Raw genomic sequence first — 17,655 nt, forward strand, 5'->3', positions numbered from 1 at the left:
GAGAAATTGCCGACGGCAAACTCTTTTATAAATTCATCGACGAGCAAGAAGCAGAATAACCCGGAAGCCCGTTTCCCTCTGCTTCCTGTCCGGTCTGCGCGACTATGAGTGGGCAGGAAATTCAAAATCATAAAGCCGGCAGGGACTTTTTCGTCCTTGAAACCTTCGAAGCCGGGGTCGAACTCAAAGGAACTGAAGTCAAATCCCTCCGCGCCGGCCAGGGAAATCTCAGCGACTCATTTGCCCGGATCGAAAAAGCCGAGGCCTGGGTTTTTAATTTTCACATCGCGCCCTACGACAAGGGCAATCGCGAAAACCACGAGCCCAAGCGCCAGCGCAAACTCCTGCTCCACAAGCGCGAAATCTTCAAGCTTCTGGGCGCTGTTTCGACAGAGGGCCGCACCCTGATCCCGTTGAAGGGCTATTTCAAAAACCAGCGCTTTAAAATTTTACTCGGGATTTGCAAGGGCAAAACCCATGGCGACAAGCGCCAGGATATCAAGAAACGCGAGACCGACCGGGAAATACGGCGCGAAATGGCCCGTCGCCGCTGAAAACTTTTCAAGGAATGAAAACGACAGGCTGGATTCGAGAACTGAAACGCAAGCTGGGCTCCGGGATTGTCAGCACCGCTCCGTCAGTTTTGAAGGAACATGATGGCGATGCCTGGGACGCGCACGCCCTCCCGGACGTGGTGGTAACGCCACGCAACACAAAACAAATCCAGGAACTGGTGAAATTTTGTTACACCCGCTCCATTCCCCTCACCGCGCGCGGTGCGGGCAGAGGGTATGTCGGCGGCTGCGTTCCAGTTCATGGAGGAGTTTCGCTCTCGCTGAAAAAAATGAACCGCATTCTGGAAATTTCCGCCGCTGACAGCGTTGCGGTGGTCGAGTCCGGCGTAATTACGGGCGATTTGCAGGCTGCGGTTAAAAAGCACGGATTATTCTATCCGCCGGACCCGGCCAGCGCCAAGGAAAGCTCCATCGGCGGGAATATTGCAACAAATGCCGGCGGGCCGCGCTGCTTGAAGTATGGCGTGACGCGCAATTATGTGCTCGGACTTGATGTCGTTCTCGCCAACGGCGATTGCGTCAAACTGGGCGGGCGCACCCACAAAAACAAACTGGGCTTCAACCTCGCCGATCTTTTCGTTGGCTCCGAAGGCATGCTGGGCATCGTCACCCGCGCCACGTTGCGCCTCATCCCTCACCCGCCTGCCCGCGCTGTATTGCTCTCAACCTTCACCAAAGCTTCCCACGCCGCCGCAGCGGTAAACGCCATTCAAAAGACCGGACTCCTGCCCTCCGTGCTGGAAGTCGCCGACTCTCTCACACTCGAAGCCGCGCGCAAATATATGCCGGGCTCTCCCGAGGGCAACGCGCTGATCCTGGTCGAAATCGACGGCCAGCCCTCATCCGTCCGCAACGAATCCAAACAGGTGGAATCCCTGCTGAAATCATGCCATGCCTTGCGAGTACGGCGGGCGTTCGACGGATCCCAGGCGGAAAAATTGTGGGACATTCGGCGCGGCTTTTCCTACAGTCTGCGCGCCACTGGTTTGACAAAATTGAACGAGGATGTTGTGGTCCCACGCGGCCGACTGGTGGACCTGTTTGGGTTCGCCGGGCGTCTTCAAAGCAAATTCAAAATCCAGGTCGCTTGCTTCGGCCATGCCGGTGACGGCAATATTCATGTGAACCTGATGGTGGACCCGGCGACCGCGCACAGCCCCGCCAACCGGCAGGCCCTGGATCTTTTGTTCAAGCAAGTGTTGTCATGGCGGGGATCGATCACCGGGGAGCATGGCGTCGGCCTGGCCAAAAAGCCGTGGTGGAACATCGCCACCACGCCGGAACTCAGAAAACTGCACCGCAGCATCAAGCAGGCTCTGGACCCCAAGGGCATTTTAAATCCCGGAAAATTCCTGGATTAGCTTTCAAAAAATGTTTTGAACCACGAAAAACACTAAAATCACGAACAAAGCACCAGGAACGTGAAACTAGGAACGATTTTCCCCCGGCGTTCTCCGCGATCTCTTTGTAAAAAATCCTCGTGCTTTGCTGTCTATGACTGTGCCTTTATTCTGAATCCTGAATTCAGACTTCAGAATTCCTCCCTTTCTCACTTCAAATGCTTGACCAGCACCTTGGAGTTCCGTCCGCTCTGCTCGTATCTGAGCCGCCGCTCGGGCGGGAGCATCTCGGGTGTCGCTTCGCTGAAATTGCCCTTTTGCTGAAAATAGTTGAACGCCCTCGTGGAAAGGGTAAACAACCGTTCGACGCCGGCTTCCCGGGCCTTGCTGTCGGCAAAGTGCATGAGCTTGCGGCCAATGCCCTGGTTTTCATGGCCGTTGGAAACAAACACACACGCCATTTCCGCCGCCTTGGGATCGTCCGGGAACCGGTGCAAGGCCACGCAGCCCACGATATTGCGGTCGATTTCAAACACATAAAAATCATTGATCCTTGACGCCACGTCGGTTTCATCGCGCGCGACTAGTTCTTCCGCCTGGACAGAACTGTTGATCATGCGAACCAGGGGGCGAATGTCCTTTTTGCGCGCGCGCCGGATGGCCTCGTACTCGTTGGCATAAATCATCGTGCCGATGCCTTCATTGGAAAACACCTCGCTCAAAAGCGCCTCTTCCTTGCGCCCATCGATGATGTGAACCCGGTTCACCCCGCTCCTGCACGCGGAAAGGCCGTGCTCCAGCTTGGAGTGAAGTTCAACCGGCAGGGTGCCCTTGTTCTTTTTGATGTAGTCATCGGCCTCTGCCACCGAGAACTGGGCTGATAGGCTGCCCGCGCCAACCACGCCGTTGCTCGTGGTCAGAAACATCAATTTGGCCGCGTTCAGGCTCTTGGCGACTTCCAAAGCCACGCCGTCCGAGTTAACCCGAAAGGTGCGCCCCTCGCCGTCAAATCCGAGCGGCGGGACAATCGGGACGATTCCCTGTTTGAGGAGACTCTGTAAATACGGCACGTCAATTCGCTCGACCCGCCCGGTCCAGCCCTGGTCGTTGCCGCCGAGTATCCCGCTGGGATGCGCGATAATGGCATTGGTCACGGCGGCGCGCTGGTCTGCATCGCTGAAGCTTTCCAGAATTTCATGCGTGATCTGGTTCGAGGCCAGGATCGACAGCTTCAAGGTGGGTTCATCGGTGATCCCCATGCCATCGACGTTGCTGGGCGTGAGCTTCAGCTTGCCGGCAAGCTCCCGGATCTGGTGGCTGGCGCCATGCACAACCACAATATCGATGTTCAACGAGCGCAGCACGCTGATGTCCAGCATGAGGTTGCGGAAGTTCAAGTCCGCTATCACTTCACTATCGATATTCAACACGAAGGTCTTGTCCCGAAACTTGGAAGTATAGGACAAAATCCCGCGCAACTCGGATGCTCGAATCAACTGTTTCACGAACCTCAAGTTCTAACAAAACCACCGGTCACGACAAGAGAATCTTACAGCAGTCCGCGCTCCCGGAAATCGCGGATGTTTTTTTCGCCGGAGGCATTGACCATGTCGAGCATGAACTTGAGCAGGCAGACCTCCCAGGCGTCGTCCACGCCCCTCAGTACAACCGAGAACGGGTTGCCTTTTGCTGCGACTTCCTCTTTCACACGAGCAGCCACGGTATCGATGGGTTCATGGGCCTCGTAGAAACGGACGTCGGATTTTTTGATGCTGAACCCGTATTTCAAAAAGGCGAAGCGCCCGGCGTTCCGGCTGACGGCCTCGGCCAGCTTGGAGGCTTCTTCGCCAAAACCCTCCAGCATCAACTTGGAGATGTTTCCCGGGGTGATGATTTGCGGGCGCTCGGCCTCGATGGAACCTTCCCTCACCCGCGAAAAATTCACCGTGTCCATCTCCTCGGTCACCAGGTAATATTGCAGCGTGGAAGTACCGAAACTCTCCAGCCGGTTCTGCGGAGGCAGGAGGATCTGGGTTTGCTCCATTGCGTAGTTAAAATCATCGATCGAGTGCATCACATGACCCATTCAAATAGGAACTGAAACATAGGTTAAAGTTCCGCGCCCGCAATCTCCAAATCTTCCACCGACCCCGGGGCCGGAAGCAACTGCGCCCGCAAAAGCCCGCTTTCCAGGCAGGGGCGGCGGCATTCCTCAACCCACGAGTCCTCGGACAGGCGCAGCACAACCTCCAAATATTCCGCAAGCGTATCAATCTGCTGCATTTGAACACGCCACTCTTCCTTTCGCGAAAAATGCGCGCTGTAACCCACGGCCACTTTCCGGAACAGATGGCAGGCGTCCTCCTCCCCGAAATATTTCACCATCAACGAAAAATGGTAATGCATGAACAGTACAATCTGGCGCAAGGGCGTCGGCTCGGGCTCAATGCCGGTTTCCAGGTACCGCCGGGTCTTGTGAAAGAAAAACGGGTCACTCAACGCCGCGCGCCCCACCATCACTCCGGAGCAGCCGATTTCGCGGATCATCCTGGCCGCATCCAGATGCGAATGAACATCACCATTGCCGATGATTGGAATTGTTTTTACGGATTGTACGACGCGCCGGATCCCCTCCAGATTCACCGTGCCCGCATATCCTTGCATCTTGGTCCGGCCATGAACGGCGATGGCAGCCACGCCCATGCGCTCCAACCTTGGAGCGATCCGGTGGGCGTTGATGCTGCCCTCATCCCAGCCCAGCCGCATTTTGACGGTCACAGGCAGCGAAACCGCTTCCACCACCGCCCCCACGAGATCTTCCGTCAGTTCCTCATCCTGCAACAACGCGGCGCCGGCGCCGTTTCGGGTGACCTTGTCGGATGGGCACCCCAGATTGATGTCGATCAGATCAACGCCCAGTTCCTCGAGAAATTGTGCGGCATCGCGAAGTTCCTTTTTGTGGGTGCCAAAAAGTTGCACACCCAAGGGGCGGTCATTGGAAGCCGCCGCGATCATCCGCATCGCTTTGGTGTTGAGTTCCAGAATCGACCGCGCATGCACCAGGTCCGTGGTCGCGATGGACAACCCGCCGAGACTCCGCACCGCAACGCGGAACGGCAGGTTGGTATAACCGGCCATCGGCGACAGCATCAGCGGTGAATCCAATCTGAGATTTTTGAATTTCAACATAACCTGCTTATTTCACACCCATCATGGAAAACATCCGGGTTAATTGTATCGTCATGTGGCGGCATGTCGATTCCCGGAATCCCCAGCCCGTCCCCGCCCGGAGGCACCCCTTGAGATTTGCCGGATGCGGCCCGGTGGAAATCCGAAGTTGCGATGGAAAGCGCGTGAAAAATTGTAGGGGTCGCTGAACCCCAATTCCGCGGCCACGTCCTTTATCGCGCGCTCCGATTGCTGCAGCAGTTCGGCGGCCCGGTTCAAACGCAGGTGTTGAAGATAACGATTGGGGCGTTCCCGTCCGAAACGCTGAAACAAGCGGCATAGATAGGCCAGATCCAGATGGCAGGCGTCAGCCACCTCGCGCAAACTGCGGACCTCGGTGTAATGTTCCTCGATAAATTGACGGCAACGCTGGTATGTGGCAAAAGCCCGGCCCACTGTTTTGCCGTACGGCAGGGCGTCGTCGCCGATTTTCATCATCAAATATTGCAGAGCCACTGTGCAAATCCGGACGCGCCGCGGATGGTCGCTGCGGCCATGCCGGATCAAGTCCTCGAACACCTGCTGGATTTGCTCCGGGTGCGCCACCCGAAGCACACGCCCGTGGCCCAGTTGGCATTCCTTCATCAATTCACGACGCGAACGACCGTCAAATAGGACGAAATATTTCACCAGCGGATTTTGCGCATCCGACTGCATCTGGTGCGGGATGTTGCGTCCATACACAAAGACAGTACCCGGTGTGAGATCGTAAATCCGGCCATTCAACCACAGGCGGCCCAAGCCACGGGCAACAAACTCGATCGTTGTGAACGGAAAGCCGCTGCGTTTGATGCTGTAATCGGGCTGACAATGTTCACAACCGCCGCTTACTGCCGCCAGCTCTCCCATTGAAGCCGGGTTCAAATCCAGGAAAAAACGTTTGGCTTCAGAGACCTGGGCGCTGAAATAACGCGGTTCGGGGGCCGCACGCCGGGCGCGCTGTCGAACCGGCCTGCGGGTGCGGGATGTCGGCATAAAAGCAACCATAACGCTGCCGGGATCTTTATAAAAAGTCAAAAGATGACATTAACGGGTCAAGCGCGGGCATTCAGAAAATTCCAAAAGCAAACTACCATGTCCGGCTTATAACCTGATTTAATAATACCGCATATGAAAAACCTCTGGATCGGTTCATTCCCAAAAATCGGCATCCGCCCGACAATTGACGGGCGGCGCAAGGGCGTCCGCGAATCGCTCGAAAACCAGGTCATGGCGATGGCGAAAAACGCCGCCAAATTTTTGTCCGCCCATTTGCATTATCCGGACGGCAAGCCCGTCCAATGCGTCATCGCCGATTCCTGCATCGGCGGAGTGGCCGAGGCCGCCGCTTGCGCGGAAAAGTTCCAGCGCGAGGGCGTCGGATTGTCGCTCACCGTCACGCCCTGCTGGTGTTACGGCAGCGAAACAATGGACATGGACCCTCTCATCCCCAAAGCGATCTGGGGTTTTAACGGCACGGAACGACCCGGCGCCGTTTACCTGGCAGCGGTGCTTGCAGGGCACAATCAAAAAGGCCTGCCCGCCTTCGGGATTTATGGACGCGATGTCCAGGACGGCGGCGATTCGGAAATCCCCGCCGATGTTCAGGAAAAACTTTTGAGGTTCGCTCGCGCCGGTCTTGCCGTTGCCATTATGCGCGGCAAAAGCTATTTGTCGCTCGGCGGCGTTTCCATGGGCATTGCCGGTTCGATTGTCGAACAATCCTTTTTTGAAGGCTACCTCGGAATGCGCGTCGAGTGTGTGGACATGAGCGAATTCACCCGCCGCATTGAGGAGAAAATCTACGACGAGCACGAATTCAAAAAGGCCCATGCCTGGACACGCGCAAATTGCAAGGAAGGCAGGGATTGGAATCCGCAAAAATTGCGGCGCAACGCCGCCGACAAGGACAGGGAATGGGAAACCGTTGTAAAAATGACAATGATCGCGCGCGACCTGATGGTCGGCAACCCGCGCCTTGCGGAACTCGGTTTTGGCGAGGAAGCGCTCGGGCATAACGCCATCGCCGCAGGCTTCCAAGGCCAGAGGCATTGGACGGACCATTATCCCAATGGCGATTTCATGGAGGCGATCCTCAACTCGTCGTTCGACTGGAACGGCACGCGCCCGCCGTTCATCATGGCCACCGAAAACGACTGTCTTAACGGGACATGCATGCTCCTCGGGTATTTGCTGACAAACACCCCGCAAATCTTCGCCGATGTGCGTACCTATTGGAGCCCCACATCCGTCAAGCGCGTCACCGGAACAAAACTGTCCGGCATGGCGGCCAACGGTCTCTTGCACCTCATCAACTCCGGTCCAGCCCCGCTCGACGGCAGCGGACAACAAAGCCGCAATGGCAAACCGGCACTCAAGCCGTTCTGGGAAATCAGCCAGGCCGAAGTCGAAAAATGCCTGAAGGCGACGAGCTGGCCACCGGCAGTTTATGAATATTTCCGCGGCGGCGGCTTTTCGTCATGCTTCCTTACGCGCGGCGGGATGCCGGTCACGATGTGCCGCATCAGCCTGGCCAAGGGCCTCGGACCGGCGCTGCAAATCGCCGAAGGCTGGTCGGTGGATCTGCCGCCGAAGGTGCATCGGAAGCTTGATGAACGCACCAATCCCTCCTGGCCGACCACCTGGTTCGCTCCGAACCTGACAGGCCAGGGCGCCTTCCGCGATGTCTATACGGTGATGAACAACTGGAGCGCCAACCACGGCTCGATCAGCTATGGCCATGTCGGCGCGGATTTGATTTCGCTCGCCTCGATGCTGCGGATTCCCGTTGCCATGCATAATGTGGCGGAGGAAAAAATCTTCCGGCCAAGTACGTGGACTTTATTCGGCGCGATGGGACTGCAGGACTCCGATTACAGGGCTTGCGCCAACTTTGGGCCCTTGTATCAATAGTGCCTTGCCAGTCCGGATAATTACTGCTGTGAATTGCCTCCTAAAGCCGCAAAATGTATCGAAGCCGCATGAATGACCATTCCCAAAAGCTGGCTGCCTTGCTCAAACTCTCACACGAGCTCGGCAATCCCCAACATCCCCTCGCCATCCTCGGCGAAGGCAACACCTCAGTCCGGCTGGATGCCAAATCCTTCCTGGTAAAAGCCAGCGGCAGCAATCTGGGCCGGTTAAAAAAAACCGATGTCGTACAGTGCAAAACCGGCCCCCTGCTTGCGCTGCTCGACAGCAGCGGGCTTTCCGACGCCGAGGTGGACGGTTCGCTGATGAACTCCCGCGCGGACTCCAAGGCAAAAAAACCCTCGGTGGAGGCCCTGTTTCACGCATGGCTATTGACACTGCCCGGCATTGAATTTGTCGGCCACACGCACGCGCCCGCAGTCAACGGAATCCTCTGCTCGCCGCGCGCAAAGGAATTTGCGGAAAAGCGGATCTATCCGGATGAAATCGTCTGCTGCGACGTGGAATCGGTCTTTGTGCCTTACACCGATCCCGGTTTGATTCTGGCGCAGGCAATTCGTCAGGAAACCTCCTACTTTATCCAAAAATATCAACGCCCGCCCCGTGTCATTCTGCTGCAAAACCATGGCATCATCACACTGGGCAGGACACCGGAATCGGTTTTGGCCTCGATGTGCATGGCGGAAAAAACCGCAGCCATCTGGCTGGACGCGGCGGCGCTCGGCGGACCGGTATTCTTATCAGCGGAACAAGTGGCGCGCATTTCGGGGCGGCCCGACGAGGCCCTGCGACGCAAGGCCTTGAAAATATGACAACAAGGGCAACCTTGAAGCAAATCAATCCTTGATCCACAGCGGCAATACGATTCAATATCCCAGCCTGATTTTGAAACCGGCCTGACAAATCCTTGCACCATGGCACAACACGTTTATTTGGGAATTGATTTGGGCGCTGAAAGCGGACGCGTCTGCGCGGGCATATGGAATGGAAAAACCATCCGGCTGGTGGAAATTCACCGCTTCCCAAACGGCGCCGTGCCGCTTGGCGGCAGCATCCGCTGGGATATCCTGCGCCTATGGTCGGAAATTCAAAACGGCCTGGCGCTCGCCGGGAAAAAATTCGGCAAACAGATTGTCTCCGTGGGCGCCGACACCTGGGGCGTTGATTTTGTGCTGCTGAACAAACAGGAGGAAATCCTGGGCCAACCCTACCATTATCGCGACGCACGGACCCTCGGCGCTTTGGAACGGACATTTCAAAAAGTACCCCGCTCCGAAATCTTCGCGCAAACCGGTTTGCAGTTCATGGAAATCAACTCGCTTTACCAATTGCTCGCATGGAAGGAGCATTCGCCGGAAATTCTCGATGCGGCGGAAACATTGCTGTTCATGCCGGACTTTTTCCACTGGGCGCTCTGCGGCGCGAAAAAGGCCGAGTTTACAATCGCCTCGACGTCGCAATTTGTACATCCCCTCCACCGGAATTGGTCCCTGCCTCTGCTCAAACAGCTCGGCCTGCCCACTCACTTTCTGCCGGAAATTGTCCCGCCCGGCACCGTGCTCGGAACCATACGAGAATCGCTTGCCGGACGCACCGGACTGGCGGGCGTAAAAGTTGTCGCTCCACCCTCACATGACACCGCCTCAGCCGTGGCAGGCATACCGACGGCAAACACCGGCCGGATGGATTGGGCTTACATCAGCTCCGGCACCTGGTCGCTGATGGGCGTCGAAACGGCAAATGCCGTGCTGTCGCAGCGTGCGCTGGATCTAAACATGACCAACGAAGGCGGGGCGGACAACACCTATCGTCTGTTGAAAAACATCATGGGCCTGTGGCTGCTGCAGCAGTGCAAACGCTCCTTTGACGCCACCGGCAGAAAAATCGATTATACCCAGCTCGCGCAAATGGCATCGAGGGCCACGCCGTTCCGTTCCATTGTCAATCCGAACGATACGCGTTTTATCAACCCGCCCAACATGCCCAAAGCCATCCAGGAATTCTGCCGCGAAACCAACCAGCCGGTTCCGAAGACCAAAGGCGAACTGGCGTGCTGCGCGTATGAAAGCCTGGCGCTCAAATATCGCGAAACGCTTCATTCGCTCGAGGAATTGACCGGGGCGCAAATCGAAGTCATCCACATCGTGGGTGGCGGCTCGCAAAGCAAATACCTGAACCAATCCACCGCGGATGCCTGCCGCCGCCCGGTGCTTGCAGGTCCGGTTGAAGCCACTGTCATGGGCAACCTCCTCACGCAAATGCGCGCAGATGGCGAAGTCGGATCGCTGTCCGAAATGCGCGAGGTCAGCCGCAAATCCAGCGTTGTGCAACACTTTAAGCCGCGCAAGAATGCGGCCTGGGATGACGCAGCGGAACGTTTTGCGGCATTTCCAAAGCATCTTTGAAGTCCATGACCGTAACCTTGTTCATACCCTGTTTTGTCGATGCGCTGTTCCCGCAGGCAGGCATCAGCATGGTTCAAATCCTCGAACGGCTCGGGCACAAAATTGTCTGCCCTGAAGCCATTGCCTGTTGCGGCCAGCCTGCGTTCAATTCCGGATATTGGGACGAGTCGCGCGTTGTGGCCGTGAAAGTCCTCGAACAGTTGAGGGACGCAGAAACCGTCGTCATCGGTTCCGGCTCCTGCGGCGCCATGCTCAAAAATTTTTATCCGGGGCTTTTTGCGGATACACCTCATGAGAAACTGGCAAAGGCCGTCTCCGAACGCACATGGGAATTTTCCGAGTTCCTCGTGGATAAACTCGGCGTGACGGACCTCGGCGCCAGATTTCCGCACAAGGTCACGTTTCACGACGGCTGCCACGGCCTCCGCGAACTTCACATAAAAAAACCGCCGCGCGCTCTGTTGTCGCACGTGCAAGGGCTGGAACTGCTTGAAATGACTGAAGCGGAAACATGCTGCGGCTTCGGAGGCACATTTGCCGCAAAATTCCCGATGATCTCAGCCGCAATGGGCGAGGTAAAATGCGCGTCCGCGATTGAGACCGGCGCGGAATACATCGTTTCGAACGACTCAAGCTGCCTGATGCAAATTCAAGGATTGCTTTCGCGCCAGGGCAATGCGCTCAAAACCATCCACCTTGCCGAGGTTTTGAACCAGGAATGAATTTGCCGCCATGAGCACGTTTGCCTCACAATTTTTGCAGGACGCCGGGCGCGCCACGGACAATTCAGACCAGCGCCGATTCATCCGCACAGCGTTGGGTAATTACGAAATCGCCCGCGACAGGCACAAGGGATCGTTCCAGGACTGGCAGGGCGCGCGGCAGCTTGCCGCCGGGATAAAATGGGAGGCTGTCAACCATCTCGACAAATATCTCGAGCAGTTTGTTTTAAAATTGGAATCGCGCGGGACCAAAGTCCATTGGGCGAGCACCGGTCTGCAGGCCAGGGAAACGATCCTGCAGATTGTGCGAAAAAAAAAGGCTCACTCCATCATCAAATCCAAGGCAATGACCTCGGAGGAAATCCATTTGAACGACGCGCTTGAAAAGGAAGGCTTGCAGGTGGTCGAAAGCGACCTCGGCGAGTTCATCGTCCAGTTGCGCCATGAAACCCCGTATCACATCGTGTTTCCATGCATGCACCTGAGACGCGGCGAAATCAGCGCGCTATTCCAGCGCGAACTCGGCAGCGCGCCGACAAACGATCCCGAGGAGCTTACGATGATCGCGCGCCGGGTGCTGCGGAAAAAATATATAACCGCGGACGTCGGCATCACCGGCGCAAATTTCGCCATTGCCGATGCCGGCATGGTTTCAATCACCGAAAATGAAGGCAATGCCCGCCTAACCGCCGCGCTGCCCAAAACCCTCATCACTCTCATCGGCATCGAAAAAATCCTGCCGCGCCTTGAGGATCTGGCACTTTTCCTGCCCATGCTCGCAACAATGGGGGCAGGACAGCAACTGACTTGTTATAACACCCTCTATGCCGGACCCCGGCAACCCGGCGAGAGCGACGGGCCGGAAGAATGGCATGTTGTGCTGCTCGACAATCATCGCACACAGCTCCTCGCCGATACCGAGCAGCGCGACGCCCTGCATTGCATCCGTTGCGGCGCATGCCTGAATGTCTGCCCGATTTTCCGGAATGTCGGCGGCCATGCGTACGGCACAACGTACAGCGGCCCCATCGGCTCGGTCATCACGCCGCACCTGCGAGGCCTGCAGGATTGGAAACATCTTTCCAACGCCTCCTCGCTTTGCGGCGCCTGCACCGAGACATGCCCCGTGAAAATCGATCTGCATCACCACCTTCTGCAGAACCGCCGCAACGCCGCGCAGGAAAAGCCCGCTTTCCTCGAACGGTTCGCCTATCAAATTTTCAGTTTGCTTGTGACAAAGCCCGCACTTTGGTCCCTGGCAAAAAAAATGGGCCGTGCCATGCAGCCGTTGCATAAAATAATCCAGGGCACCCCGCTCGATCCCGCAAAATCCTGGACCCAGTCGCGCGAATTGCCCCGGCTTGCCCCGGAATCATTCAAAGACTGGTGGAGGAAGCGGAGATGAGCGAACGCGAAAAAATTTTGGGCCGCATCCGTGAGGTATTGAAAGCACAGGCTCCCCCGCCCGGCGAGGCGCTGTCGGAGCCAGACTCGATACGCTCACGGCAATGCCTGCCAAAAGTCGGTGAACCCTTCGACGAACAAATCGTCCTGTTCGCGCAAAAACTCGCCGAGTTGAAGGCGGATTTTCAAATCTTCAATTCCGACACTGAAATGAAGCAGGCGCTTGTGTCATTGCGGGATACCGCAGGCTGGAAGCGCATGGCGCGCCATTCCGGCCCGTTGACGGATGTCCTCTGTCCGGTGTTGGGCATTCCCTGCCTGCTCACAGACCAACCCTACGATGTGCATGACCTTGAGGCAGCCGACGCGGGAATCAGCGAATGCGACGCGCTTGTCGCACAAACCGGGTCTGTGCTGGTGACAAATCGCAGCGCGGGCGGACGGGCGCTTTCCGTGCTGCCGCCGCATCATGTCGTGCTCGCGCGGCGCGAACAACTTGTCGCCGATTTGCCGGCGGCGTTTGAATTGTTGAAGCAAAAATACGGGGAAGACTTTCCGAGCATGATTTCATTCATCAGCGGGCCAAGCCGCACAGGCGACATCGAACGCATTCTGGTGCTCGGCGCCCACGGCCCGAAAAAGCTGACGATTTTCGTTCTTAACACCAACCATTAACCCGGATGTCGCCGCACCCCTGTCCCCGCCACACTTTGGAGCGGCTTTCAGAAGTGGATGAAACATCCGGGTGAATGCTCACCGTTGACGGCTTCGATATTCCGCCGGGGAGCATTGTGTTTTGGTCTGGAAGATATGCCGCATATTTTCGATGCTGCCGAAACCCGCGAGGGTTACGACAGTCTTAATCGGCAGATTTGTTTCGCGCAGCAGCCGCTCAGCCCTGCTAAAGCGGCACTCGATGATTTCATCCAGGACACTGCGATTCAAAGCCGCCGCCATGCGACGCTCCAAAGTGCGCCGGGTCGTCGCAAGAGCCTTCGCAACATCCGGAACGGATAATATATGGTGGCTGCGTGTCCAAATATAATCGATGGCGGAAGCGACGAACGGATCGGCAAGCTTTATATTGGATTTGGCGACACCACATGATATGGGGGAATTTTCAAGGACAGCCGCAAGAACGCCCATTCCCTGCAATGAGAGCCATAATGAATTGGAAGAGGGATTGCGTTGTACACTTCCCAACACCTGGTCCAGTGCTTTTTCGGCAGAGTCAAAATCAGCCGGACCAAGAACGGATTGCCTGGGGGAGAGAATGTGGTGATCCAGCAACATGTGTGCAAACTCCCCATTAAAATGCATCCATTTTTCTTTCCAACCGGTTGTTATGTCCGGCCGATAGCGATGCCATATTCCCGGGAACAAAAGGACAACCCTGCCGGCTTCAATGGGAATTTTCCCCATTTCCCGGCTTTCGAAAAGGCCTCTGCCGCTGACGATGTACATGAGTGAGAACTCGGGCAGGACTCGTCCGTCATTCCAGTTGAAATGGTAAAGAGAGGGATGATGAACCGGGGGATATGTTGCGTTGGGACGAACCGTTGCCTGCCCCACACTGGTAACATAGATTCCGCTGTGCAAAATCTCATCGGGGATCGGCAGATAATGATGAAAGTCCACAAAGATCAATCGTACTGAGCATGGTTTATGGTTGGATACGCATCTTCTTTCAATCAAGTGGGAAGTCCTCAACTGTCGCAAATCAACCCCTAATTACAATACGTTTTTCAGACATGATTTCCGTTTCCCTCTTAACAGTGCAATTCGCTGAATAAATACGCAGAAAAATAAGTCGCAACCTGTGGTATTAACAGCATTTCATCATTATAATTAATAACTTATAAATGGAAATCTGCAAAAGCGGCGATAATCGAATATATAACCGTTTGATTGTAATTATTAAAAAACAGGACGTGCCTGCTTATAAGGTGAAATCAAATACCCCGCCAACTCCAACCCCTCCAAAAAATATGAAAACAACAGCCATGCCAGGTCTTAAGAACATCAGAATATACCGCAAACTCCTTGCAGCCTTATGCTTATTGGCTGCTCTCGCGCCTTTCACCCCGATCCAGGGGCAGTCTGACATCAATCTGAACGGTTATACGCAAACCTTTGCCGAGGAGTTCAACACGCCCGATTGGACTACGTCCAATCCCAAGGGTTCCTCAGTTTGGCGGTCCACTGCCCCGGTTTCCGGAAAGGTCATTGGTTATACAATCCACGATCAAACCTGCATGAGCTGCACCAACGGGCATTTGATCAATACGCTCAAGTTCGTACCCAACACCGACGTGAGCGGCGTTCATTGCGCCGGGCCGGTGGGAATGAAGGATGGCTCTGGCACAGCACTGGTGACTGTGGGAACTCTGGGTTCGCAGATCCATTCCCACAGCGGCATGGCGTGGGGCGCTGCAGGTTGGGTCGGCATGAAATTTACCACGCCGTCGGGCGGGTTGACGCTCAGCCAACTGGGGCGTTACAACGTCGTCGGCAGCACGGGAACCTACGATATCCGCATTTTCGACGCGACGAACAACGGCGACGTGGCCAAGGCGATTGTCAACCTCAATGGCCAGCCCGCCGGCTGGGTCTATGCGAATATTGTGGGCGGCAACGTGGTCTTGCAAGGCAGTCATACGTATTATCTGATGACTTCGACGGTGGACGGTTTGAAGAACCTGGTTGATTACTGGTACGATGCCAATACGACCGTCACGGCCTCGGGCGGCATCACGGTCAACGAGAGTGAGTGGGGCACTTGGAATGCAGGCTCGTTGTTCTCGGTGGACGCGGGTTTTGCGGGATTCACCCAGCAGTATGGGTATTGGGAGGCTCGGGTCATGATGCCGTCCAGCGGGTTGGGGTCGTGGCCGTCGATGAGTTTATATACCACCAACCAGACCGGCAACGGCGAAGAGGTGGACGTATTCGAGGATTACGGCAACGCGTATGACAGCAACGTCGATGGCGGGGCGCTGATGCGCAATCACAACTGGGGTACGGGTCCGACGGAAGGCAGCGCCAACATTGAGCCGATGGCGGCAAAGCCATGGTTGAACTACCACATTTACGGTTTCCGGGCCGATCCGCAGACCTGCACGTTTTATCTGGATGGCGTTCCGAAAGCGCAGTTTGCGACACCAATAGATTATCTGGTGGCGCCGATGTATATGACGCTCGAGCACAACATTGGCGGAGGATGGGCGCTGACCGGCCTGGTGGCCAACTCGGAAATGGACGTGGATTGGGTGCGGGTGTGGTCGCTGCCGACTGTGGCGCCGGTCATTACAAGCGCGTTAACAGCGGGCGGCACGGTTGGCAGCGCGTTCAATTACCAGATTACGACAAACAACGGGGCGACCGGCTACAATGCGACGGGATTGCCTTCAGGCTTGAGCGTGAACACGCTCAGTGGTTTGATTTCCGGTACGCCGAGCGCCGCAGGCACAAGTAACGTGGCATTGAGCGCCAGCAGCAATATTGGCACCGGCACGGCCACGCTGGTTCTGACCGTGAATCCTTCCGGAGGCGGAGGGGCCTCAATTGGGATCCAGTTTGTGGGCGGCCAAACCGCCTTGAATGCAACGGACTCGGCTGGGCTTTCAACCGTCGCCCAGACTCATTGGAATGCACTGGCAGGCGCCTCGTTTGGCAACGTGGCATTGACGGACAACTCCGGATCGGCCACCAGCACGAAGCTGACCGGCAGTGCCAACGGGACATATCGTGGCGGAGGATCTTCCGCGTCACCGGCGGGCAACGCAAAGCTGGCCTCAGGTGAGCTTTTTAATGGCTGGCCCGGTGCTCCGACCCTGACTGTTTCCGGAATACCCTATGCCCAGTATGACGTTTACGTGTATGCGGCCATTGACGCCACGGGTCGAAATGAAACCGTTTCACTGACGCCATCGGGCGGCTCGGCGCAGTTCTTTAGCTTCAAGACGCAAGGCGGCGGTTCAGCCTGGACTGTAGCCACCAGCACTTGGAATGGGACGGGCACCCCGCCGACGCTGCCAAGCGCCAACTACGTTCACTACACGGGCCTGACGGCGGGCAGCTTCACGATGGCTTGGGGAGCACCTGGCAACGGCGGCCTTAACGGTATCCAGATCGTCAACACTTCCGCCGGCGGACTGCCTTCACCGTGGACCAACCAGGACATTGGATCGGTGGGAGTGACTGGAAGTTCGAGCTATTCGGGCGGCGTGTTCACGGTCAATGGCGGCGGTGCGGACATCTGGAACAATGCCGATTCCTTCCAGTATGTGTATCAGCCGGCCAGCGGCGATTGCAGCATCACCGCGCGGGTGGTGACGCAAACCGTCACCGATTGGTGGGCCAAAGCCGGGGTCATGATCCGTTCGGACCTGACCGCAGGTTCAGCCTATGCCGCGATGCTGGTAACGCCAGGCAATGGCTTGGCGTATCAATATCGGACAACGGCGGGCGCGGGCGCGCAGAATGTGTCAGGAGGGGCCGGAGCGGCGCCCTATTGGGTGCGGGTGACGCGCAGCGGCAACACATTTACGGGATACACATCCCCTGACGGCACAACGTGGACCCAGGTTGGAACACCACTAACCATCGCGATGGGAACGAACGTCTATATAGGTCTGCCGGTGTGCAGCCACAATAACACCACGTTAAGCACTGCCACCTTTGATAATGTCACGGCCGTGCCGTAGGACGGCAATGACAATCTCGATATGAAGTAAGTCTTAAAACAACTCAGGGGGGGGAAAGCGGGTGAAGGTAAAAGTTCACCCGCTTTTTTTCTCTAAAAACAAAATAGGACAATAATAAGTTATGAATAATAAATCCATGTTGTGCAAACAGTTCGTAACAGCGATGTTCCTGCTGCTGCTGGCCGCCGTCGCACAGGCGGCGGATGTGTTGACTTATCACAATGACGCCTTCAACGACGGCCAGAACCTCTCCGAGACAACTCTGACCCCCGGCAACGTCAACAGCAGCAGCTTCGGCAAGCTGTTTTCCGTGCCTGTGGACGGCCAGGTGTATGCGCAGGTCTTGTACAGAGCCGGCGTTAATA

At 56.4% G+C, this 17,655-nt stretch carries 15 protein-coding genes; 10 read left to right on the plus strand and 5 right to left on the minus strand.

Annotated elements, in window-relative coordinates:
- Nucleotides 1-104: 104 nt before the first annotated feature.
- Nucleotides 105-554, plus strand: coding sequence for an SsrA-binding protein SmpB (gene smpB / locus PHD76_13795; protein MDD5262912.1), 450 nt, complete (start codon nucleotides 105-107; stop codon nucleotides 552-554).
- Between the two features lie 14 nt (nucleotides 555-568).
- A complete protein-coding gene (locus PHD76_13800) occupies nucleotides 569-1,936 on the plus strand; it encodes an FAD-linked oxidase C-terminal domain-containing protein (protein MDD5262913.1) in 1,368 nt (455 codons plus the stop codon).
- A 188-nt stretch (nucleotides 1,937-2,124) separates the two neighbouring features.
- On the opposite strand, the gene argA is transcribed toward PHD76_13800, so the two are convergent.
- The 4 genes from argA to PHD76_13820 are packed head-to-tail and all read right to left on the minus strand — an operon-like array spanning nucleotide 2,125 to nucleotide 6,118.
- Nucleotides 2,125-3,420 carry an amino-acid N-acetyltransferase gene (gene argA, locus PHD76_13805; GenBank protein ID MDD5262914.1) on the minus strand — a complete coding sequence of 432 codons (1,296 nt, stop codon included), beginning with the start codon at nucleotides 3,418-3,420 and terminating at the stop codon, nucleotides 2,125-2,127.
- Between the two features lie 44 nt (nucleotides 3,421-3,464).
- A complete protein-coding gene (locus PHD76_13810) occupies nucleotides 3,465-3,989 on the minus strand; it encodes a hypothetical protein (protein ID MDD5262915.1) in 525 nt (174 codons plus the stop codon).
- Between the two features lie 35 nt (nucleotides 3,990-4,024).
- Complete coding sequence (gene dusB / locus PHD76_13815) at nucleotides 4,025-5,104, minus strand: tRNA dihydrouridine synthase DusB (GenBank protein ID MDD5262916.1); 1,080 nt, start codon at nucleotides 5,102-5,104, stop codon at nucleotides 4,025-4,027.
- Nucleotides 5,105-5,155: 51 nt separating this feature from the next.
- Nucleotides 5,156-6,118, minus strand: a complete 963-nt coding sequence (locus PHD76_13820; GenBank protein ID MDD5262917.1) for an AraC family transcriptional regulator — start codon at nucleotides 6,116-6,118, stop codon at nucleotides 5,156-5,158.
- 135 nt (nucleotides 6,119-6,253) lie between these two features.
- On the opposite strand from PHD76_13820, the gene PHD76_13825 reads away from it, so the two are divergent.
- The 6 genes from PHD76_13825 (at nucleotide 6,254) to PHD76_13850 (ending at nucleotide 13,259) form a co-directional block, all read left to right on the plus strand.
- Complete coding sequence (locus PHD76_13825) at nucleotides 6,254-8,035, plus strand: L-fucose isomerase (protein MDD5262918.1); 1,782 nt, start codon at nucleotides 6,254-6,256, stop codon at nucleotides 8,033-8,035.
- A 68-nt stretch (nucleotides 8,036-8,103) separates the two neighbouring features.
- The gene (locus PHD76_13830) at nucleotides 8,104-8,865 is read left to right on the plus strand and encodes a class II aldolase/adducin family protein (protein ID MDD5262919.1); all 762 of its coding nucleotides are present in this window, start codon (nucleotides 8,104-8,106) and stop codon (nucleotides 8,863-8,865) included.
- A gap of 102 nt (nucleotides 8,866-8,967) precedes the next feature.
- Nucleotides 8,968-10,458, plus strand: a complete 1,491-nt coding sequence (locus PHD76_13835; GenBank protein ID MDD5262920.1) for a rhamnulokinase — start codon at nucleotides 8,968-8,970, stop codon at nucleotides 10,456-10,458.
- Nucleotides 10,459-10,463: 5 nt separating this feature from the next.
- On the plus strand, nucleotides 10,464-11,180 hold the full coding sequence (locus PHD76_13840) for a (Fe-S)-binding protein (GenBank protein ID MDD5262921.1): 717 nt from the start codon (nucleotides 10,464-10,466) through the stop codon (nucleotides 11,178-11,180).
- A 10-nt stretch (nucleotides 11,181-11,190) separates the two neighbouring features.
- On the plus strand, nucleotides 11,191-12,585 hold the full coding sequence (locus tag PHD76_13845; protein ID MDD5262922.1) for a LutB/LldF family L-lactate oxidation iron-sulfur protein: 1,395 nt from the start codon (nucleotides 11,191-11,193) through the stop codon (nucleotides 12,583-12,585).
- Nucleotides 12,582-13,259, plus strand: coding sequence for a lactate utilization protein (locus PHD76_13850; GenBank protein MDD5262923.1), 678 nt, complete (start codon nucleotides 12,582-12,584; stop codon nucleotides 13,257-13,259). Before PHD76_13845 ends, PHD76_13850 begins: the two co-directional genes overlap by 4 nt.
- 78 nt (nucleotides 13,260-13,337) lie before the next feature.
- On the opposite strand, the gene PHD76_13855 is transcribed toward PHD76_13850, so the two are convergent.
- The gene (locus tag PHD76_13855) at nucleotides 13,338-14,222 is read right to left on the minus strand and encodes a helix-turn-helix domain-containing protein (protein ID MDD5262924.1); all 885 of its coding nucleotides are present in this window, start codon (nucleotides 14,220-14,222) and stop codon (nucleotides 13,338-13,340) included.
- A gap of 350 nt (nucleotides 14,223-14,572) precedes the next feature.
- Here PHD76_13855 and PHD76_13860 point away from each other — a divergent pair, with 350 nt between their 5' ends.
- Complete coding sequence (locus tag PHD76_13860) at nucleotides 14,573-17,290, plus strand: family 16 glycosylhydrolase (protein MDD5262925.1); 2,718 nt, start codon at nucleotides 14,573-14,575, stop codon at nucleotides 17,288-17,290.
- Between the two features lie 121 nt (nucleotides 17,291-17,411).
- Nucleotides 17,412-17,655 (plus strand): hypothetical protein (locus PHD76_13865; protein MDD5262926.1); only part of this gene is annotated, 244 nt, incomplete at its 3' end.

The organism is Candidatus Methylacidiphilales bacterium, from assembly GCA_028713655.1.
Lineage (GTDB): Bacteria > Verrucomicrobiota > Verrucomicrobiia > Methylacidiphilales > JAAUTS01 > JAQTNW01.